This window comes from Candidatus Pelagibacter bacterium nBUS_44 (assembly GCF_051200895.1).
Lineage (GTDB): Bacteria > Pseudomonadota > Alphaproteobacteria > Pelagibacterales > Pelagibacteraceae > Pelagibacter.
Map to the genome: position 1 here is coordinate 128,945 of NZ_CP172838.1, position 20,982 is coordinate 149,926.

A 20,982-nucleotide genomic window follows, 5' to 3' on the forward strand; every position below is an offset into this window, starting at 1 on the left:
TAATAAACTATAAAATTTTATGAAGATTAATATTGGCTACATGCAGGGAAGGCTTTTATCTGATAATACTGATAAAATTCAAAATTTTCCAGATTTAAATTGGAAAAATGAATTATTCATAGCTAATAAGATAGATTTTAAATTAGTAGAATGGACCATAAATAAAAATAATATAAATAAAAATCCTTTATATAATAATAAATTAGATGAATTGAAAAGATTATCTAAAAAATTTAAAATTAAGATTAATAGTGTAACATGTGATTATTTTATGGAAGACTGTTTTTTTAAAAAAAAAAATTATTTTAGGAAAAAAAAAATAAAATCAAATATAAAACAGATTCTAAATAACTGTAATAAAATGGGGATTAAATATTTAATCTTACCATTGGTAGATCAATCTTCAATAAAGAATAAAAAAGAAGAAAACATATTATATAAATACATTAAAAATATTTTAAAAAATTATACCGGTAATACAAATATTTTATTTGAATCAGATTTTCATCCAAGTAAGCTTTTTAAATTTATAGAGAAATTTAACTCAAAAAAAGTTGGAATTAATTATGATACTGGAAATAGTGCATCTTTAGACTTTGATATAAATGATGAAATTGAATACTTTAATTATGTAAAAAATATTCATATTAAAGATAGATTAAAAAATGGATCAACAGTTGCTCTGGGAAAAGGAAATTGGAATTATAAAAAATTTTCTAAAGCAATTAGAAAGATTAAATATAAAGGGAGTTATATACTACAAACTGCAAGATCAAAAACTAGAAATGATATAGAGGAATTAATTAGAAATAGAAATTTTTTAATAAAAATACTATGAGAACAATACTTATCAGCGGTGGTAAAGGAAAACTTGGAACTTATTTAATTAATAAATTTTTAAAAAATAATTATTATGTAATTAATCTATCAAGAAATATAAATAGCTCAAAACAGAATAATTTAGAAAATATTAAATGTGATTTAAATAAGCCAAAAGAAATTGAACAAATTTTAAAAAAAATAAAAAAAAAACATAAAATATTAGATTCGATCGTTAGTTGTGCCGGCAAAAGTAAAAAAAGTTATAAATCAACAGAATCTAAAAAAGATTTTCTGCTATCTTTTGACCAAAATTTTTTTTCTTTCACTAATCTATTGGAAAATTATTTAAAAATTTTTAAAAAAAAAGAAATAAAAATTATTGTTTTTTCATCAATTGTAGCAAGTAAAATAACAGAAGCACCATTACCATACTCAATTTCAAAAAATGCACTTAATTATTACTGTAAAATAAAAGCAAAAGAACTTGCTAAACATAAAATTAAAATTAACATTATTTCTCCAGGAAATATTTTGATGAAAAATAACAATTGGATGAAAAAAATTAAAAAAAATCCAGGTTCAGTAAAAAAATATATTAAAGATAATGTTCCATTAAATTGTTTTTGTAACCCAGGTCAATTATTTGATCTTTGTGCGTATCTTTTAAGTACCTCGGGGGATAGTGTTACAGGCTCTAATTTTATTATTGATGGAGGAGAATCTTTAAAATGAAAAAATGTATAGTAACTGGTGGAGCAGGCTATTTGGGTTCAAATATTTGTCATTTTTTTGCAAAAAAAAATTTTAAAGTATATTGCCTAGATAATAATAGATCTGCATTAAAGGATATGAAAAATAAGAATTCAATAATTAAAGTTCAAATTGACATAACTGATAAACTTCAAGTAGAAAAATTTTTCAAATCTTTAAAATCATCTAAGTTAGATGTCTTGATCAACAATGCTGCAATTGATGCAGTTCCAACTTTTTCAAAAAAATTATCAGAAAATAACTTAAATACCGAGTCTTGGATTAATGAATTTAAAGTTGGCATTATTGGAAGCAATTTAATGATAAATATGTTTAAAAAAAAAGTGATACGATATAAAGAAGGCTCAATAATTAACATAGGTTCAGATCTTTCTGTTATTTCACCCAATCAAAGTATATATAAATCTTATTTTGGAAATTATAAAAAACCAGCTTCATACTCTGTTATTAAGCACGGATTGCTAGGACTTACTAAATATTATTCAACACAGTTTGCTGAATATGGAATCAAGGTTAATATGGTTTCTCCTGCCCCTATAAAAAATCCTAAAAATGTATTATCGAAAGAGTTAAAAAAATTGATACCATCAAAAAATCTCACAAAAATTAGCGATATATTAAAAACTTTGTATTTTTTATCTAATAATGATAATCAAAATTTAACAGGTCAAAATATTTTAATCGATGGAGGAAGATCAATCATATAATGGAATTTAAACCTTTACTTGGAAATGACGTTGTAAATTTAGCTGAAGTACTTCCTTTGGATGTACCAATATCATTGATGATAGATCCTTGTAATTTATGTAATTTTAAATGTACTTTTTGTCCGACTGGGGAAAAATCTTTATTAGGCGAATATAAAAGACCTAAGGGAATGATGTCTTTTAAATTATTTGAAAAAATTATAATTGATATTTCCAATTTTCAAAAAAATTCTTCTACTAAAATTAAAAGCTTATTACTCTATAAAGATGGAGAGCCATTATTAAATAGAAAACTTCCAGAAATGATAACATTTGCAAAAAAGTTAAATATAGCAAAACATGTTTTGGTTACAACCAATGCATCGTTATTAGATGAAAACTACTCAGAAAGATTATTAAATTCGGGACTCGATACTTTAAGAGTTTCTATTCAATCCTTAAAAAAAGAGTTTTTTTCAAAAACAACTAGAACCAAGCTTGATTATGATAAAATTAAAGAAAATATTAAAAATTTTTATAATATAAAAAAAAAATTAAATAAAAAAACAGAGTTAATAATCTCTTACGTAGATGCTGAAAATTTTGATGAAAATACAAAAAAAAATTTCATACAAGAGTTTTCTAAATTTTCAGATAGAGTAATCATTAATCCAGTTATGGGCTGGACTAGAAGTGATATTCATGATTGGAGAAATGGAATTGATAGAGAGCGTGAGATTAAAAATTATGAACTTAAAGTTTGTCCTGATCCTTTTTCAAGATTATCTGTCAATTTTGATGGCAGTGTATCTGTTTGTTGTGTTGACTGGTCTCATGGAACCGTAGTAGGAAATTTCAATGATGAAACTTTTGAAGAAGTTTGGAACGGAAAAAAATTAAAAGAATTTCGTCTTTTACATTTGAATGGAGAAAGAAATAAAATAGGACCTTGCAAGAATTGTGATTATATAAAAGATAAAGGCAAGCATGATAACATTGATCATATTTGTCAAAAGTTAATAGAAGTTTACTCTTAGTTTATTTTTCCAAAATAGATTTAATTTTTCTTATAGATCTAAATTCTGATGTATTAAATTTTTTAGTGTTTATTTTTTTTTTAAACTTTTTTTCCAATTCAGATATAAGGATTAAAAAACCTAATGAGTCTATTAATCCGTTATTAATTAAATCAGTATTATAATCAATTTTTTTACAGTCTGAATTTATATTAATCAGGATTTTTTTGATTTCTTTTTCCATAATTTTTTTTAAAAGTTTTAATTCTATCTATTTTTCCATTGTTATTTTTTTCTAGCTTACTAACATATAAAAATTCTGATGGTATCATATATTTAGGTAAACTCTTTTTTAACTCATTTTTAATTTTTTCTAAATTTAAATTCGTAACTATAAAAGATATAATTTTTGGATTACCATTAATTTTTGACAAGAGAACACAATTTTCCTCTAACCCCTTAATTTGACTTATGGCCTGTTCGATTTCTAGTAATTCAATTCTGTATCCTTGAAACTTTATCTGGTCATCTATTCTAGATGAGAAATAAATTTTATCATTTCTTTTATCTTTATAGACTAGATCTCCACTTCTATAAACGATATCTGTGTATTTATTGTTAAAAGGATTTTGAATAAATTTTTTATCAGTTTCGCTAGAATTATTATAGTAACCAAGACCTACGTTTGGTCCTCCAATTAAAAGTTCACCTCTATTAGATAATACTAGCCTGCCATTTGATTTTTCTTTTACGATATAAAAATAAAAATAATCAGATAATTTTGATCCAAAAGGAGCATATCTTTTTTTTTCATTTTTTAAGAAATCATTATTAGTAATTTTGTAACTGGAACAAATACAAGTGCATTCGGTAGGTCCATAAACATTTATTAAATCAATATTTTTGTTCATTATTTTAAATAGCTCTAAAAGTTTATTTTTTGGGAATCCTTCTCCTCCAAATATTATCTTTTTTAAATTTAAAAATTTTTTCTTTTCAAAAAAACCAAATTTCATAAAAAAAATAATTAAAGAAGGAACTGAAAACCAAATATTTATTTTTTCTTTTAAAAATACTTTTAATATTTTTGATGGATCTAAAAGGTCTTTTTGTTTGAAAGTAACTAAAGTTGAGCCATTAAACAATCCTCCGTAAATATCAAATATGGAATTATCGAAATGAAGAGGATTCAAGTTTGACTGTATTACACCAGACTTAATATTATAAGTATTTTTTGCCCAATTTATAAAATTTAAAATATTCTGAGAACTAATTGCCACTCCTTTGGGAACACCGGTAGATCCAGAAGTAAACATTATATATATTGGACAAGAAGGTATAGTTTTAGCATATTCTACTTGAGATTTTTTTTTCACAAGGTTTATTTTATTTAAATTAATACTTGGTATTTTTTTAGAAATATTATTTTTTAAATTGTATAGGATTAATTTAGGTTTTAATGTTTTAAACATCATATCGATCCTTTTAATAGGCGAGTTAATATCAATTATAGAATAAGGATTTCCTGATTTTATACATGCAATTATTGAAGCAAAAACTTTTATGTCTTTTTCAGCGTAAATAGCAACGGTGTCATTTTTTTTTATCTTAGTTTTTAAGATACAAGCAATAATATTTGAATAATTATAAAGCTCAGAGAATTTAAACTTTTTTCCATCAATTATTAAAGCGTTATCATTCCAATTTTTTTTACAAATAGAGTCAAAATGTTCAGCTAATAAATTATTCATCTTCTTCTTTTTTAATAAAGAAATTATTATTTTTTTTTAGACCCTGTATACCAGATTTAAAGAAATCATTTGCTCTACAAATATATAATTGTTCTCCAAAAATTTTTTTTGAATACAAATTTTTTTGTTTAATCATATTATTAAGAATATTTTTATCTTCATAGGTATACTTACTTTTTATTGATCTTAAAAATGAAAAGTGAGTATATATTTTTTTATTTGAACCATATTTTCCTCTAAGTTTAAAAAGTTTTCTATACTTAATTTTTTTAAAATTTTCATCAAAAAATTGTTCAACATAATGAACAAAGGTAGGGTCAAATTTATTTAGCCCAAAATTTATTAGAAAAGCATTTTTTTTGTGTAAATAAGCGTATACACTATTTTTTCCAAAAGAATTATTTGAGTTAACAAATTTAAATTTTTTTTTGTTACCAAAAACTAAACACGAAAACATCGGATCATTAGTTCTAAAAAATATTTTTCTATTTCTTATATATTCTGAAAATACTCCTGATGTTGATTTTGTAGTATCAATATCAAATTTTTTATTTTTTTTATCATTACCCCAACTGTAAGAAAAACTAGGAGTTATCAATAATCCTTTTTTTTTTTGAATATTTAAAAAAATATTTAGAAAGTCACTTATAGTCTTCTCAGGATATCTACTTTGTATTTTATATAATAAACCAAACAAGTTACACTCTAAGTAAACCACGTTACCTGTTAAAACCTTTCTTTTGATTATTTGAGTTAATTTATTAAGAAATGAATGCAATTTTTAAAAGAGCCTTTCCTTCAAATATTTTTTCGTTTTTATTTCTGTATACATTGTTCCCAATTGATAAAAGATTAAGGTCAGAATTTTTATACAAGATAGTATTCTCAAAGGACAGTTTATCTCCTACAAAAAAAGGTTTTACAAATTTGCAATCTTGACTTAAGCAAAGCTCCATTCCTCCAGGAAACTTAGTTCCATATATATTTGATAATATCGTTGTAATTAAAAATCCATAACCCATTTTTTTCTCAAATTTATTTTTTTTACAAAATTTTAAGTTTGTATGAATTTTGCTTTTATCTCCACTCAGATTTGTAAAATGATTATGAATTTTATTCGAAATAACTACAGAAAATTTAAACTTTTTTCCAATTTTTAAAGTTTTAAAGTTTTTAAATTTTTCTACTCTACCTTTTAAATTAATCATTTTTTTAATGCGATATATCTGTGAATTTTATATTTTTTTGAAAAATTATCAAAGCTTTCTAAAATTATCTTTTCTCCAAATAATTTGAAATTAAACTTTTTAGATAATTTAATTAAATCACTTCTTTTTAGAATTCTTATTGGATTATTTTTTTCAGTTACTCTTAACTTATTAATCTTAGCTATTAAATCAAAGAAACTTTTTGGTGTTTTTTTAGAAACTGCTTCGTTTTCAATAAAAGAAAATATAAAAATTCCGTTTTTTTTTAATTTATTATATACGTCATTAAAATGTTTTTTAATAGTTTCGTCATCAAGATAATATATAAGATCATTATGAAAAATTAGATCAAATTTTTTTTTAAAAGGTATTTCTTTTGATGAAATATCAGCATTTAAAATATTTTTTTTTTGTTTGTTTTTAATTTTATTTACAGCACTTTTATTAATTTCTATTCCATAGATATCACATCCTCTTTTTTTTAATTCGAGCAAATCATCACCATTTAAAAAACCAATCTCTAGAACTTTTTTTTTTTTAAAACTAAATTTTAAATTTGTTAAAAATCTAAAAAAAAATTGATTAGGTGTTGAATGTTGAGGTAATTTGAATTTTTTCCAAAAATATGACATATAACCAATTATGTAAAAAATAATTTTTATGAAAATTTTAATAATTAATGGTAATTATAGATCAGGAACTACTTGGTTGCAAAAGATATTAGACAATAACAAAAAGATTATCATTTGTTCTCAGCCCTTCTTTGAATTGTTTAAATTATTTGAAAATTATATTATAAAAACTCATAAAATAGCTGGTATTATTGATTTTCCAAGTGGAATTTTGTCATTTAAAAAACTTCCTACAACTTTGCTTTATGATAAATTTATAAAAAAGAAACATCTTATTGATATTATAAATCAAATCATAACTTCAAAAGATAAAGAGAGATTTAATCACACAAACTTAAAATTTTATAAATTTTTTAAAAAAAAAATTTTAAAAAAAAATAATTTTTTATCCTTTAGTGAAGTTTTAAATTATATAGTTGAAACAATTATTATTTATAGAGGCGAAGATTTAAATAAAATTAGCTATGTTGGGTTTAAAGAGGGATATTTAACATCTTTACTACCTCTTTTACTAAAAGTTAAAAATTGCAAAATAATAAATATGATTAGAGATCCTAGGGAGATTGCTTATTCAAGAAATTATTCTAAAAATTCAGATTTAAAAGATTTTGATATTAGAACCAAACATCCCACTATAATGATTGGATTGTTGTGTAAAAATAATATGCAAATGTCAGAAAAATTAAAGAAAAATAAAAAATTTCTTTTAGTAAATTTCAATAAATTAATTCTTAAAAAGAAAATAGAAATAAAAAAAATAAGTAAATTTTTAAATATTGAAATAAAGATAAAAAAAACTTTAATTAACAAAGAAAATAATAAGATATGGAGTGCAAATACAGGTGGAAATAAAAAAAACGGAAATTATGGAGTTAATTGGAAGACTAATATGAAAAATTATGAAATTGCAGTAATAGAGAAGATTTGCGATAAATATATGCTCAAAAACAATTATAAAAAAATTTATAAAGATAAAAACGAGTTGAATAAAATTGTATCAAATTTTAGTGAAAATACTAATTACCTAAAAAAATGGTCTAAAAAAAAATACTTTATAAATTATGACAACAAATTCATAAATAAGTTTAAAATATGAGTCTAGAAATAAATTAATTTTTTATTCTTTAAAATTTTTAAAATTGATATTAATTTTTTAATTTCAATTTTACAAAAACTTGAAATTTGATAAATACTTTTTTTTCCATCGCAATAAACCAAAACGTTCATTAATTGTTGAATTTTTTGATAATTATTTTCAGATGTTAATCCAGACATTAAATTATATTTAGTTAAAAATGGTTCACACATTATATTTGTCTTAGGAAATAAATTTTTTTCATCTAATTCTTTAATTTCGTAGAAAATTTTATTTTCATGTATTTCAATTAAATTTTTTAGTAATTCAAAAGATTGATCTAATGTCTTTTTTTTAATAAACTTTAAATCATCTAAATGAGTGTGATATTCTTTAAATTTTCCAAATTTTGATCTACATAAAGTCACCAGAGGCAAATCAATACCCGGTGCGCAATATTGCCTTTCATCAGAACCCCTACTTAAAAAGCTGTATATTTTATATTTTTCCTTTTTCTTAAGCATTTTTTTTAAAAGTTGATCAGGAAGAGTTCTTCCTTCTCTTGAGCAAATCATGGAATATTCATTTCCAGCTCCAAGACAACTTAAATTAAATCCTGAAATTATATTTTTTTTTAAAACATCAAGTTTTTTATTTATATAAGCAATTGATCCAATTGTTTCAGGTAAAAATACAAATCTATAGGAAAAATTTCTATTTTTTAACTTTGATACATATTCTATTAATTTATTTTGTACTGCTGGACCAGTGAGCTCGTTATTGGCCATTGAGGGATGGCACACATATGTTGAAAAAAAAATTTCAAAATTCATTTTTCCTTTAAAGGTAATTTCACCGATATCAAGTGTCCCTTTTTCAAATTTACTATCAATCAAAACTTTATATTTTTTAGATTTAAATTTTTTTAAATCATTTTTTGAAACACAAAAACCCCAATCTTTTTTATAATATGAAGTTATGTAAGGAATTGCTGATTTTATTTTATGAGTGTGAATTTTTTTTAATAATTCTTTTTTTTTAATCCATTTATTAATCGGTCTTGAAAATCCTACAAGATGGAGATTATTATTTTTAAAGTCAATTATTCTTTTGCCTTTATCATCATCTATGTATGCTTTTTTTACATCCCATTCATAAGGTATCGTCCAGTCATATATTTTTTCTCCAGAATTAAATTTAATAAATTTCATCTTAGGATGAAGTTTTTTTAGATATTTTAAAATATTTTTTATCCCTGGACCTGTAATTGATCTATTAGAGTAAAAATTTTTTTTTATAAATTCAATCATTATTTATTAAACACTTTAAAAAATATAAGTCTGAAAAAGATACCAATCAACATAAATTCTATTCTTAGACTATTTCCAAATTTTGAGTCTTTATTACTATTTACCTTTATGTCTATTTCTTTAAAGTTACTTAATATATACAAGGAAAAAATTCCACCGTATTTTTTTTTTAGATTTATTTTTTTTATATTTTTTGCTAAATGACTAATTTTATAACATTTCATTCCTGAAAATGGATCTGATATCCCAAAAAAAATTTTTGAAAAAAAACCACATAAAATCTCTGAAACTCTATTAAATTTATTTCTTTTACCTATTATGCAATCGTACTTATCATTTTTGATCTGATTGTACATAGATCTAATATATTTCGTATCATGTTGTCCATCTCCATCAATAGTGATTATATATTCATAATTTTTAATCTTTTTAATTATAAAATTTATCCCTTTAAAAATACTAAAATCATAACCTAAATTTTTATTATTTTTTATGTAATAATTAGAATATTTTTTAGACAATAATGAAGTCCCATCTTGAGAATTATCATCCACAACAATGACTTTAGCAATTTTTTTTGCGTTTAAGATTACTTTTTTTATTGATTTAGACTCATTAAAAGCTGGAATAAGGACAATTAAATCTTTAATTTTATTTTGCAACACTACCTTGTTTTAAATAATTATTTTTTTTTATAAATGTTTTTGCCTTTTTATTAATTATCTTATCTAATAAAAGTGGACTTATTGCGTCGTTGGGACAAGGTCTTAGCAAAATTAAATCTTTTCTTAGTATTTTTTCTCCTAATTTAATATTTTTCTTAGCATAAATCGCTCGCCTTTGAACTATTCTTGATTTCAGTTCATTTTTTTCCACTCTTTTAATTCCATCACCTAGAGCAATTTCAATATTTCTTGCAGCTTCTATCATATCTTTCCATGTTCTTGGATTCATTGAAAAATAATGATCAGGCCCTGTATTTGAATTATTATCTGTAAAATGTTTTTCAACAACTCTTGCACCCAATGTAATAGCGCCAACTACAGTTTCATGACCAAATGTATGGTCAGACAATCCCAATATACATTTAGGAAATTTTTTTTTGAAAATTTTTAAAACATTTAGATTTATGTGATTAAAGTTATTTTTAGAAGCAGTATAATTTGTGTTACATTGCATTATTACAATTTTTTTATTTATTTTTATTATCTCTTTGTAAACTTTTTCAACCTCATTCATTTCTGATGCTCCAGTAGCTAGTATTACTGGTTTTTTAAAACTGGATATTTTTTTTACATTTTCAATCCAAGAAAGATCGCCAGACCCAATTTTCCAGGCGCTTACATACCTATTCAAATATTTTAATATTTCAGAGTCGTAAGGAGCAGTAAAATAATCAATATTGTTTTTTTCACATTCTTTTTTTAATTCCGGAGTCCATTCAATGGGTGTTTCTGCTTTTTTATAAACATTGAAAACACTATCTTTCCATTTTGACTGATGAGTTTTAACATTTTTTAGTCTTCTGAATCCCAGATCACTCACTATGGTTTCTGCAAAAAAATTTTGAAATTTAGCTGCATTAGCCCCAGCTTCTGCGGCCATACAAATTAAATCTTTAGCCTTTGATATTGAACCATCATGATTTGCTGCAATATCTGCTATGAAATATGTAGGACAATAATTACCAATTTTTGATTTATTAATTTTAAAACTCATTTTTAATCATTTTATTAATTTGATTTTTAATTTTAGGCAATTTTATTTCAAATTTTTTTTCAAATTTTTTTGAGTTCATTTTCATATTAAGAGGTCTTTTTACTTTGTTATGCCTATTATCATATTTTATTATTTTAAAATTACCTTTCAAATCAAGATGTTTATTTAAGTACATCAAAAAATTTGCTTTAGAAATATGATTCTTGCTCCCAACGTTATAAATTCCACTTATATTTTTATCTAGAATTTTAAAAATTATCTTTGCTAAATCTAGGGCATATAATGGGGAAAAATATATGTTTTCATATAAAAAAATCTTTTCTTTTAATTTACAAGATTTTAAAAACCAATTAACCAATCCTTTTTTTATCTTATTATATCCGAAAAAATTAGTTCTTAAAACCAGATAGTCATTTGTTTTTAAAATTTCTTTTTCTGCTAACAATTTAAATTTTGAATAGTTGTTTATTATTTTTATATTATTTTCTTTATTTTGAATATTTTGATTTTTTCCATATAAATTATCGGTTGATATATGAATTATTTTGTAAGAAAATTTTTTTGAAAAAAACTGTAAATTTTTAGCAATTTTAACTATTGAGTTATAAGAGTTTTTTTTTTACTTTCACACTTCTCTATATTCGTTTCACTTGCCAAATTAATAACAAAGTCTGGATTAATTTTTTTTAAAATTTTAAATACAGAGTTTTTTTTTGATAAATTAACTGAATATCTTGTTTTTTTTGAATATGATAAAAAAAAACATTTAAATTTGTCTTTATAAAACTTTCGGTATACAATTTTCATGTAATTACCTAAAAATCCACTGCCTCCTGTAATAATAATTTTTTTCACAATTATTTTATTGTATTACTAAAACAATGAAATAAAACAAATTTTAAATCAACTTTTTATAAAATTTAAAATGAATATATCTGGTAAGTCTATATTATTAACAGGTGGCACAGGATCGTTTGGTAAGTCTTTTGTAAAGTACTTAATTTCAAAATATAAAAATATTAAAAGATTAATAATTTTTAGTAGAGATGAGCTTAAGCAATACGAAATGCAAAAAGATTTTTCAGATAAAAAATATAAATTTTTAAGATATTTTATTGGAGATGTGAGAGATTACGAAAGGCTTTTGCTAGCAATGAGAGATGTTGATATAGTTGTGCATGCTGCTGCATTAAAACAAGTTACAACAGCTGAGTACAATCCTTTTGAAGTGATTAAAACTAATATACTGGGAACTCAAAATATAGTTCAGGCTTCATTAAAAACTAATATTAATAAAGCAATTTTACTATCTACAGATAAGGCATCATCTCCTGCTAATTTATATGGAGCCTCAAAGCTTTGTGCGGATAAATTATTTATTTCAGCTAACAATATGGCTGGAAAACAAAATATAAATTTTTCGGTCATAAGATATGGAAATGTTATGGGAAGTAGAGGATCTGTAATACCTTCGTTTTTAGAACAATCAAATCAAAATAAATTTTTTGTAACCCATAAAAACATGACAAGATTTAATATTACATTAAAAAAAAGTGTAGAGCTCGTTGAATATGTGATCAAAAATGCTGTTGGAGGAGAGATATTTATTCCTAAAATTCCTTCTTATAAAATTTTGGATTTAACAAAAGCGATAAATCCAAAAGCAAAAATATTTTATACAGGTATTAGAGAAGGCGAGAAAGTTCATGAGGACTTAATTTCTATAAATGATAATAATCATACTTATGATGCAGGAAAAAACTATATAATATGTCCTTTTAATAAAAAACTTAAAAATAAAATTATTAAAAAATTTAATGCTAGAATTGTTAAAAAAAATTTTTTTTATAATTCAGGTACAAATACTGATTTTTTAAATCCAAAAGATTTAAAGTTACTTATTAAAAACATGGATAAAGTTTAATGAAATTAGCAATTGGAACTGCTAATTTTTATTGCAATTATGGTACTACGAAAAATTATTTAAAATCTAAAGATGCTGTAGAAAAAGTATTACTATTCCTTAAAAGAAAAAAAATTTTTATTATAGATACAGCCTTAAACTATGATGGAAATGAAAAATTTTTTCATAATCATGATTTAAAATCATTTAAAATTATAACTAAATTAAAATTAAGTAAAAAAAAAAACATTGTTAAATATTATCTCAATACTCTTAATAATAACTTAAAGAAAAATAATTTGAAGAATTATGAGTCTGTGTTGATACATAATACTAAATCTTTAAAACAATTTCCAAAAGAAACAATTAAATTATTAAAACAAATTAAAAAAAAAAAATTACTAAAAAAATAGGATTTTCAATATATGAATCAAGTGAATTAGACTTAATTTTAACTAAAATAAAACCAGATATAATTCAAATTCCAATTAATATTTTTAATCACAATTTTGCAAATCTAGATTTTATAAATAAGTTAAAAAAAAAGAATATAGAAATACATGCTAGATCTATTTTTCTTCAAGGAATATTATTAAATAATAAGTTGCCAATAACTTTAGAAAAATATCAAAAAAATTTAGATTATTGGAATAATTTTAATAAGAGAAATTTTATAACTGAATTAAGATCATGTATAGAGTATATAAAGTTGTTTAATATAGATTATGCAGTTTGTGGCTTTAACTCTCCAATTCAGTTAAAGGAAATATATAATAATTTTATGAAAAAGCCAAAAAAGATTAATTTTGATCCAATTAAATTAAGGTTGCCAAAAAAATTTTATGATCCAAGATATTGGAATTAAAACAATTGCTATAGTACAAGCTAGAGAGAATTCATCAAGACTACCAGATAAAATATTAAAAAAAATCAATGGTATCTCGGTTCTTGAATTATTAATTTACAGACTATCAAAATGCAAAAAAATAGATAAAATAGTAATTGCTTGCACTTCATTAAAGAAAGATAAAAATATTATCGAAATTTGTAAAAAATTAAATGTTGAATATTATATTGGAAGCACTCAAAATGTTCTTAGTAGATATTATAAATGTTCAAAAAAATTTAAATCAGATTATATATTAAGAATTACATCAGACTGTCCTTTTATAGATCCCTCTATAATTGATAAAATGATAGATAAAATCCAATTTTATAAGTATGATTATGTAAGTAATACTTTAAATCCAAAATTTCCAGATGGCCTCGATGCAGAAATATTTAATTTTAAAACACTTGAATATTCATATTTTAATGCAAAAAAATCATTTGATAGAGAACATGTAACGCCATTTATGAAATTAAACAAAAAATTCAAAAAATTTTCATTTGAAGATAATGATGATCTTTCATCGATTAGATTGACTATTGACGAAAATAAAGATCTGAAAATGCTTAAAAAAACTTATAAAGAGTTAAAATATAATAAAGATTTTAAATATAAAGATATTAAGAAAATATTTAAGAAAAATCCAAATTTTTTTAATTTAAACAAATCTTTAGTTAGAGATTCTGGAAGTACAATGAAAAAATCTCAAAAGTTATGGAAAAGAGCTAATGATATTATTCCTGATGGGAACATGCTTCTTTCAAAAAGACCTCAGACTTTTACCAACAATAAATGGCCAACATATTTTAAAAAATCTTCTGGCTATTATTTGTGGGATTTAGATGGCAAAAAATATAAAGACTTTTCATATATGGGAGTTGGAACAAATTTATTGGGTTATTCAAATAAGAAGATAAACAAAGCAGTTAAAAAAATTATTGATAAAGGAAATGTTTCAACTTTGAACTCTGTTGAAGAGATTTATTTAACAGAGAAACTTTTGAAAATCCATAAATGGGCAGGTATGGCAAAATATGCAAAAACTGGTGGAGAAGCTGCAACTATAGCTTTAAGGATTGCCAGAAGTTTTAACAATAAAGATAAAATAATTGTTTGTGGCTATCATGGCTGGCATGATTGGTATTTATCTGCACAATTAACTAACAAAGGAAGCTTGGCGAATCATTTATTTAAAAATTTAAAAATTAAAGGTGTACCAAAATTTTTAAGAAATACATGTTTTGCATTTAATTATAACGACACAAATATGTTAAATAAAATAATAAATAAAAATAAAAATCAAGTATCAGCATTAATAATGGAAGTTGAAAGAAATATAAAACCAAATAAAAATTTTTTTAGATATGTAAATAAAATATGTAGAAAAAATAATATAGTTTTAATTCTTGATGAATGCACATCAGGTTTCAGAGAAAATATCGGTGGATTGCATTTAAAATATAAAATTAACCCAGATATAGTTTTGTACGGTAAAGCAATGTCAAATGGTTATCCCATAACAGCTATACTGGGAAAAAAGAAAATAATGTTAGCTGCTAAAAATACATTTATATCAAGCACATATTGGACCGATAGAATAGGTTTTCAGGCTGCCTTAAAAACGATTGAAGAAATGGAAAGATTAAAACCATGGAAAAAAATTATTATTTATGGAAAATTTATTAAAAAGAAATGGAAAAATATTTTTGAAAAATATAATTTAAAAGTTGAAATCTTTGGTTTAAATTCAATGCCATCTTTTTTATTTTTACAAAATCACAATTTAAATAGACAGTATCTTACTGATGAAATGCTTAAAAGAGGTTATTTAGCCACAAACAGTATTTATATATCCTCTTCTCATTCTTTAAAATCTATTAATGAATATTTAAGCAGTTTTGAAAAGGTAATTAAAAAAATTTCAATTAATTATAAAAAAATTAACAGTTCAAGTTCAGAAAATATAAATTCTATCAAAAGATTAAACTAGCCAAATTATTTTAATTTAATTTTTATAGAAGCCATTTCTCTATTAAAAACTTTATTTTTAAAATAATTTATCTCCAATTGCTCTTTCGATAATAAAGAAATTTTTTTTTTAATATAATTAAAATCCAAAATTTTATCATCAGAATGATGCTTTTTTGTTATCATTCTCTTTAAAATTAAAAAATTATTATTGCTAATTAACATTCTAAATATTATTTTTGACTTTTCATAAAAATTATAGGTATATAAAATATCTTTTAGAAATAAATTTCCATTTTTCTTCATATCTAATTTTGAAATGTGATCTGTTATTCTATCAGATGATCTTCCGTCATTTTTAAAAAAAATGTCTTCGTAATATCTTTTATTTTTATTCTTATTATTTATAGAATTACCTTTTAATTTTTGAAAAAAATCAGCCTCATTTTTCGGACGAATTGAAATTTTCTTTATTTCCATAAGTAAAAAAGATCTTAATTTTCTATTTAAATTAAAATCATAAGAAATACTTTTTTTCCCAGTTGCGTAAAAATCAAACGCAGTTTGACAATCATACTGAACTAAATGTTCTGCATTTTTTAACAAAGGAATTATATTACCCTTAGTAGAAACAAAAATATTTTTTTTATTTGAAAATTTATTTTTGTAAAAATCTGGATTTTCAAAAGGGTGCACCCTTACTATAATTTTCTTATTTAAAATTTTATTTGTTTTAATAATTAAATCTATTAATTGACTTTGGGCAAAATACAGATTTTTGATTATATCATCAGTAGTTTTTTTTGTTGCAATACCAGTATTAATAATTGTTTTATAGTGATTTTGAAAACTTGTGAATTTGGGATTTATATGAGGGAATTTTGTAGAAAATAATATAAATTTTTCTTTATCTTTTAAAAAATAATTTTTATACATTCTATTCAAAAGATCATTTTTTGGAGAACCAGTTAATTTTATTTTATGTTTATATTTATAAGGAACTCTTTTTGTAAGTCTTTCAAAATGTTTTTTTCCCCAACAAAAATATAAGTCAAAAAAATTTTTTGATTTTAAAATATAATTATCAAATCTTGTTGCAAACCTATAAACACCACCGTAACCACCTTCAGATTCTAATATTACTATTTTAATACTTTTTTTTTTACATTCTTTCATTAAATGTAAATAATTTTTTCTACAATGTTGAAGAATTAAACAGTCAGGATTAATTAAAAATACCTCATAAATTTTGTAGTATTCTACAAAATAAACCTCATATTTTTTTTTTAATAATTTTGAAGCTAGTAGTATATTATGATCTAAATCTCTATCAGGATTATCAATTAATATACATATTTTTTTCATGTCTGAATTTTAATATGGATGAAAGTTTATAATTAACTTTATTAGTATTATATTATTACAAATAGTATATAAAGCAAAATTATATTTTATGTTTCATATATTAATACCTGCAAGAAAAAATTCTAAAGGAATCAAAAATAAAAATATTGTAAAACTTAAAGATAAAGAATTAATTTATTATACAATTCAAACTGCCAAAAAAGTCAAATTAGCATCAGAGATAATTGTTTCAACTGACTCTAAAAAAATTGCTAATATTTCAAAAAAATATGGTGCCTCAGTGCCCTTTCTAAGACCAAAAAAATTTTCAGGTGATAATTCACCAGATATTGATGTTTTTAAACATTATATTTCATGGTTAAGAAATAAAAAAAAGAAAATTCCAGATTATATAATTCATTTAAGAGCAACTACTCCATTCAGATCTCACAAGGTTATTAATAAAGCTATAGATTTAATCAAATCAGACAAGAGCATATCTTCACTAAGATCAATGAGACAGTCTATTTTTACTCCGTTTAAAATGTGGACTATTAAAAATAAATTTTGCGTTCCTTTAATGAAAAATAAAATAGAAAAACACTCTCTTTCTAGACAAAGTTTACAAAAAACATATGACCACATTAGTTATGTAGATATTTTATATATTAAAAAAACTATTTTAAAAAACTCAATGACAGGAAAAAAAGTTTACCCTTTTATTTTAGACGATGACAAACTAAAGTATTTTGTTGATATAGATGATAAAAATGATTTAAATTCAGCATTGAAATTTTTAAAAAAATGAAGATTCCTTATCTAATTGCTGAAATTGGTATAAACCACAATGGAAACCTTGAAATTGCAAAAAAATTAATTGATAACGCCTCAGATTCTGGATTTGATGCGGTAAAATTTCAAAAAAGGACAATTAATCTTGTTTATAATAAAGAAACATTAGACTCAACTAGAGAAAGTCCTTGGGGAAAAACTCAAAGAGATCAAAAAGAGGGTTTGGAATTTAATCATGCAGAGTATCAAGAAATTAACAACTATTGTAAAAAAAGAAAAATTGAATGGTTTGCATCTGCCTGGGACCTTCAAAGTTTAGAGTTTTTAGATCAATTTCAATTAAAATTTCATAAAATAGCTTCTGCAATGATTATAGATAAAAATTTATTAAATGAGGTAGCTAAAAGGGGACTTCACACTTTTATATCAACAGGCATGTCAAAAAAAGAAGACATAGATAATGCAGTTAAAATATTTAAAGATAAGAATTGTAGTTTTGAGTTAATGCATTGTGTATCAACTTATCCAATGAAACCAGAAGACGCAAATTTAAATACAATCAACGCTTTAAAAAAAGAATATGGTTGTAAAGTAGGCTATAGTGGACATGAAAATGGTGTTGCTGTTTCTTTAGCAGCATACTCCTTGGGTATTTCATCATTAGAAAGACATATTACTTTGGACAGAACTATGTATGGAAGTGATCAATCAGCATCTCTTGAATTTAAAGGAATGACGAATTTGACTGACTCCATTAGAAAAATGAACATCGCTTATGGTAGAGAAATGCTAGGGAATATCTTAGACGAAGAAATTTCAATTTCAAAAAAATTAAGATCTCATATAAAAATACTTAAATAAATATAAAAATACTTAAATAAAAATTTAAAATAAACAAAAATCAATTATTTAAATTAAATCAAATTCAAAGAAGAAATTTATTAGAAATAATTTATTAACTAATTAATTGTTTTAATCTCCAAAAGTAATTTTTTAAATTAAAGAAAAATAGTCTTTTGTCTAAAAATATAAGTTTAATAAGATATTTTGATCTCTCTAATATTATTAAACAATAATAACATACACTTGTCGGGCTTAATAATTTAATTTTATAATTTTTTTTTCCTATATTATACTCAGATACTAGTAAGTCTTTTTTTTTTAAGTAATTTAATTTTATTCCTTGGTTTAACATTGCATTGGTAGCAATTAAACATTTCTTAATTTTGTCTTTTTTAAAAGAGTTATTTTTAATTAATTTATTAATAATTTTAATATTTTCATTATGGTTTTTTGGCTGAAAATCAAATTTAAATTTCATATATGGAGAAGGTCCTAAATTAACTACATTTTTTTTTAAAAATGTTGCTTCAATTCCAATAGTTGATCCAAAACAAATTACAAGATCACTATTCTTAATTAAATTGTAGCTACTTATTCTTGATAAAGGATGGATATAATAACAATTTTTTTTATTATTTGTAAAGTCAACATATTTTTTATTTTGAAATTTATCTTGGATTGTATTTGGATGTGCTCTTATAAAAAATAAAATATTTTTGTTTTTATTGAAATGATTAGCAGTTTTTTTAATTGCCTCAATTTGCGAATTATAGATATATCTTTTTGCATTATCTGTAAGAAAATTTGTTTCTAAATCAGAAGAAGTAAAAAACGAAATTATAAATTTGTCCTTACTAAACTGATAGGGCAGTTTTTTATCATCATGTATAGCATTATAAATTGCGAAAGGTCCAATCCCTTTTTTATTAAATCTTTTATTAAAAAATTCTTTAGCTATTTTAAAATTATGTCTTTTATAATTTAAGCTATTTTTATAAATTTCCTCAGCTCTTAAGTATATATTTTGAGTAAAATTTAATTTTTTAATTAAATACCTAGAGTGTGAAAAATAATGATAATCATAACAATACAGGTTAAGATTTTTTTGCTGCGCATATCTCAGCAAAGGTCTGTAATTGTATATTCTTCCATTAAATATATAGTATTTAGAGAAAGATTCTTTTTTTATTATTTTCTTAAAAAAAAAATAAGATGATAAACTTTGAACCAATAGTTCCTCTGTTAAATCAAAATAGTTTTTTATGTTGATATTGTTTGTTTTGAAAGTTGTAACTAGCGAACTTGCTACAGAAGTACCAAAATCAATATTATAGAATTTGATTTTTTTTAAATCGTCTAATTGTGAAATATTTTTTAATTTTGATTTTAATAATTTTTTATTTTTATAATCAATTACTTCATCTTGAGTGCTAATATTTTTATTAAAACTTTTTAAAAAACTAACAGTTTTGTTCAACTTTTGTTTGCAATATAAACATTTTATCTTTGACATGCTCTCATTTGCAACACAAAATTTTTTTTTCCCATTACAAGTTATCAAAGTAATTTGAGATTTTTTTTCTAATTCTTTTTTTATGATTTCAGTTTCAATATCAAAAATTGGCCAAAGCGGTGGAGAAATCTTAATTAATATTTTTTTTAACATTAAAGTATTTACTTTATGAGTTTTTTTTCAACTTCTTGAAAAATATAATGTCCTAAAAAAATATGACATTCTTGTACTCTAGCAGTATCTTTACTTTTTAAAATTAAACCTATATCACAATATTTTTTTATTTTACCTCCATTGTTTCCTAAAAATCCTATTGTGAATATTTTATTTTTGTTTGCATATTTGAAAGCTTTAATTACATTTTTTGAATTTCCTGAAGTTGTAATCCCAATTAATATATCCTTTTTACTTCCTAAAGCTTCTAAGTTTCTTGAAAAAATATCTTCAAAACTATAATCGTTCGAACATGCAGTGATTGTAGATGTGTCTAAAGCAAGAGATATTGCTGGAATTGGTTTACGGTTATTTTTTGGTTTCAATCTGACTAAAAATTCTGCAGCAAGATGTTGAGCATCAGCTGCTGACCCTCCATTACCACACAAAAAAATTTTTCCACCCAATTTTACCTTTTCTGCAATATTTTTAATAGAGGAATTTATTTGATCCTCCATACGTAAAATTGATTGGTGAAGTTTATTAGATTTTTTTATTTCAAGTTGTAAAGTCATTACTATTATTAT

Annotated in this window: 24 protein-coding genes; 11 read left to right on the top strand and 13 right to left on the bottom strand. The window is 22.7% G+C overall.

The window, feature by feature from the left end; genetic code table 11:
• Nucleotides 1–19: 19 nt before the first annotated feature.
• The 4 genes from ACIJYB_RS00660 to ACIJYB_RS00675 are packed head-to-tail and all read left to right on the top strand — an operon-like array spanning nucleotide 20 to nucleotide 3,316.
• On the top strand, nucleotides 20–838 hold the full coding sequence (locus ACIJYB_RS00660; protein WP_435151233.1) for a sugar phosphate isomerase/epimerase family protein: 819 nt from the start codon (nucleotides 20–22) through the stop codon (nucleotides 836–838).
• Entirely contained in the window at nucleotides 835–1,554 is a 720-nt protein-coding gene (locus ACIJYB_RS00665; protein WP_435151235.1) for an SDR family oxidoreductase, read from the top strand. Before ACIJYB_RS00660 ends, ACIJYB_RS00665 begins: the two co-directional genes overlap by 4 nt.
• Nucleotides 1,551–2,300: an SDR family oxidoreductase gene (locus ACIJYB_RS00670; protein WP_435151237.1), complete on the top strand. Its 750-nt coding sequence runs from the start codon at nucleotides 1,551–1,553 to the stop codon at nucleotides 2,298–2,300. The genes ACIJYB_RS00665 and ACIJYB_RS00670 overlap by 4 nt, the downstream gene beginning before the upstream one ends.
• Nucleotides 2,300–3,316, top strand: a complete 1,017-nt coding sequence (locus ACIJYB_RS00675; protein ID WP_435151239.1) for a radical SAM/SPASM domain-containing protein — start codon at nucleotides 2,300–2,302, stop codon at nucleotides 3,314–3,316. Before ACIJYB_RS00670 ends, ACIJYB_RS00675 begins: the two co-directional genes overlap by 1 nt.
• 1 nt (nucleotide 3,317) lies before the next feature.
• On the opposite strand, the gene ACIJYB_RS00680 is transcribed toward ACIJYB_RS00675, so the two are convergent.
• The 5 genes from ACIJYB_RS00680 to ACIJYB_RS00700 are packed head-to-tail and all read right to left on the bottom strand — an operon-like array spanning nucleotide 3,318 to nucleotide 6,886.
• On the bottom strand, nucleotides 3,318–3,539 hold the full coding sequence (locus ACIJYB_RS00680) for a phosphopantetheine-binding protein (RefSeq protein ID WP_435151241.1): 222 nt from the start codon (nucleotides 3,537–3,539) through the stop codon (nucleotides 3,318–3,320).
• On the bottom strand, nucleotides 3,508–5,046 hold the full coding sequence (locus tag ACIJYB_RS00685; RefSeq protein WP_435151243.1) for an AMP-binding protein: 1,539 nt from the start codon (nucleotides 5,044–5,046) through the stop codon (nucleotides 3,508–3,510). The genes ACIJYB_RS00680 and ACIJYB_RS00685 overlap by 32 nt, the downstream gene beginning before the upstream one ends.
• Nucleotides 5,039–5,824, bottom strand: a complete 786-nt coding sequence (locus ACIJYB_RS00690) for an AAC(3) family N-acetyltransferase (protein WP_435151244.1) — start codon at nucleotides 5,822–5,824, stop codon at nucleotides 5,039–5,041. The genes ACIJYB_RS00685 and ACIJYB_RS00690 overlap by 8 nt, the downstream gene beginning before the upstream one ends.
• Nucleotides 5,808–6,254, bottom strand: coding sequence for a MaoC/PaaZ C-terminal domain-containing protein (locus ACIJYB_RS00695; RefSeq protein WP_435151246.1), 447 nt, complete (start codon nucleotides 6,252–6,254; stop codon nucleotides 5,808–5,810). The genes ACIJYB_RS00690 and ACIJYB_RS00695 overlap by 17 nt, the downstream gene beginning before the upstream one ends.
• Nucleotides 6,251–6,886, bottom strand: a complete 636-nt coding sequence (locus ACIJYB_RS00700) for a class I SAM-dependent methyltransferase (RefSeq protein ID WP_435151248.1) — start codon at nucleotides 6,884–6,886, stop codon at nucleotides 6,251–6,253. The genes ACIJYB_RS00695 and ACIJYB_RS00700 overlap by 4 nt, the downstream gene beginning before the upstream one ends.
• A gap of 28 nt (nucleotides 6,887–6,914) precedes the next feature.
• Between ACIJYB_RS00700 and ACIJYB_RS00705 the strand changes: the two genes are divergently transcribed.
• A complete protein-coding gene (locus ACIJYB_RS00705) occupies nucleotides 6,915–7,982 on the top strand; it encodes a sulfotransferase domain-containing protein (protein WP_435151250.1) in 1,068 nt (355 codons plus the stop codon).
• Between the two features lie 2 nt (nucleotides 7,983–7,984).
• Here the strand turns inward: ACIJYB_RS00705 and ACIJYB_RS00710 are convergent, their stop codons facing one another.
• From ACIJYB_RS00710 to ACIJYB_RS00730, 5 genes are read right to left on the bottom strand one after another with little or no spacing between them, the layout of a single operon-like run.
• A complete protein-coding gene (locus tag ACIJYB_RS00710) occupies nucleotides 7,985–9,271 on the bottom strand; it encodes a DUF4910 domain-containing protein (RefSeq protein ID WP_435151252.1) in 1,287 nt (428 codons plus the stop codon).
• Nucleotides 9,271–9,936: a glycosyltransferase family 2 protein gene (locus ACIJYB_RS00715; protein WP_435151254.1), complete on the bottom strand. Its 666-nt coding sequence runs from the start codon at nucleotides 9,934–9,936 to the stop codon at nucleotides 9,271–9,273. The genes ACIJYB_RS00710 and ACIJYB_RS00715 overlap by 1 nt, the downstream gene beginning before the upstream one ends.
• The gene (locus ACIJYB_RS00720) at nucleotides 9,923–10,990 is read right to left on the bottom strand and encodes an N-acetylneuraminate synthase family protein (protein WP_435151256.1); all 1,068 of its coding nucleotides are present in this window, start codon (nucleotides 10,988–10,990) and stop codon (nucleotides 9,923–9,925) included. The genes ACIJYB_RS00715 and ACIJYB_RS00720 overlap by 14 nt, the downstream gene beginning before the upstream one ends.
• Nucleotides 10,980–11,588 carry a sugar nucleotide-binding protein gene (locus ACIJYB_RS00725; RefSeq protein WP_435152490.1) on the bottom strand — a complete coding sequence of 203 codons (609 nt, stop codon included), beginning with the start codon at nucleotides 11,586–11,588 and terminating at the stop codon, nucleotides 10,980–10,982. Before ACIJYB_RS00725 ends, ACIJYB_RS00720 begins: the two co-directional genes overlap by 11 nt.
• A complete protein-coding gene (locus ACIJYB_RS00730; protein WP_435151258.1) occupies nucleotides 11,585–11,845 on the bottom strand; it encodes a sugar nucleotide-binding protein in 261 nt (86 codons plus the stop codon). The genes ACIJYB_RS00725 and ACIJYB_RS00730 overlap by 4 nt, the downstream gene beginning before the upstream one ends.
• A 70-nt stretch (nucleotides 11,846–11,915) precedes the next feature.
• On the opposite strand from ACIJYB_RS00730, the gene pseB reads away from it, so the two are divergent.
• From pseB to ACIJYB_RS00750, 4 genes are all read left to right on the top strand, one after another.
• Entirely contained in the window at nucleotides 11,916–12,914 is a 999-nt protein-coding gene (pseB, locus tag ACIJYB_RS00735) for a UDP-N-acetylglucosamine 4,6-dehydratase (inverting) (protein ID WP_435151260.1), read from the top strand.
• Nucleotides 12,914–13,306 carry a hypothetical protein gene (locus tag ACIJYB_RS00740; RefSeq protein WP_435151262.1) on the top strand — a complete coding sequence of 131 codons (393 nt, stop codon included), beginning with the start codon at nucleotides 12,914–12,916 and terminating at the stop codon, nucleotides 13,304–13,306. Before pseB ends, ACIJYB_RS00740 begins: the two co-directional genes overlap by 1 nt.
• A gap of 191 nt (nucleotides 13,307–13,497) precedes the next feature.
• Nucleotides 13,498–13,758, top strand: coding sequence for a hypothetical protein (locus ACIJYB_RS00745; RefSeq protein WP_435151264.1), 261 nt, complete (start codon nucleotides 13,498–13,500; stop codon nucleotides 13,756–13,758).
• Nucleotides 13,736–15,772 carry an aminotransferase class III-fold pyridoxal phosphate-dependent enzyme gene (locus ACIJYB_RS00750; protein WP_435151266.1) on the top strand — a complete coding sequence of 679 codons (2,037 nt, stop codon included), beginning with the start codon at nucleotides 13,736–13,738 and terminating at the stop codon, nucleotides 15,770–15,772. The genes ACIJYB_RS00745 and ACIJYB_RS00750 overlap by 23 nt, the downstream gene beginning before the upstream one ends.
• A 5-nt stretch (nucleotides 15,773–15,777) precedes the next feature.
• Here ACIJYB_RS00750 and ACIJYB_RS00755 read toward each other — a convergent pair whose 3' ends face one another.
• A complete protein-coding gene (locus ACIJYB_RS00755; protein ID WP_435151268.1) occupies nucleotides 15,778–17,115 on the bottom strand; it encodes a surface carbohydrate biosynthesis protein in 1,338 nt (445 codons plus the stop codon).
• An 88-nt stretch (nucleotides 17,116–17,203) separates the two neighbouring features.
• On the opposite strand from ACIJYB_RS00755, the gene ACIJYB_RS00760 reads away from it, so the two are divergent.
• Nucleotides 17,204–17,902, top strand: a complete 699-nt coding sequence (locus ACIJYB_RS00760) for an acylneuraminate cytidylyltransferase family protein (RefSeq protein WP_435151269.1) — start codon at nucleotides 17,204–17,206, stop codon at nucleotides 17,900–17,902.
• Nucleotides 17,899–18,747 carry an N-acetylneuraminate synthase family protein gene (locus tag ACIJYB_RS00765; RefSeq protein ID WP_435151271.1) on the top strand — a complete coding sequence of 283 codons (849 nt, stop codon included), beginning with the start codon at nucleotides 17,899–17,901 and terminating at the stop codon, nucleotides 18,745–18,747. The genes ACIJYB_RS00760 and ACIJYB_RS00765 overlap by 4 nt, the downstream gene beginning before the upstream one ends.
• Nucleotides 18,748–18,841: 94 nt before the next feature.
• Here ACIJYB_RS00765 and ACIJYB_RS00770 read toward each other — a convergent pair whose 3' ends face one another.
• Nucleotides 18,842–20,395 (bottom strand): hypothetical protein, encoded by a 1,554-nt coding sequence (locus tag ACIJYB_RS00770; RefSeq protein ID WP_435151273.1) that lies wholly within the window; start codon nucleotides 20,393–20,395, stop codon nucleotides 18,842–18,844.
• 8 nt (nucleotides 20,396–20,403) lie between these two features.
• Nucleotides 20,404–20,970: a D-sedoheptulose-7-phosphate isomerase gene (locus ACIJYB_RS00775; RefSeq protein WP_435151275.1), complete on the bottom strand. Its 567-nt coding sequence runs from the start codon at nucleotides 20,968–20,970 to the stop codon at nucleotides 20,404–20,406.
• Between the last annotated feature and the right edge of the window lie 12 nt (nucleotides 20,971–20,982).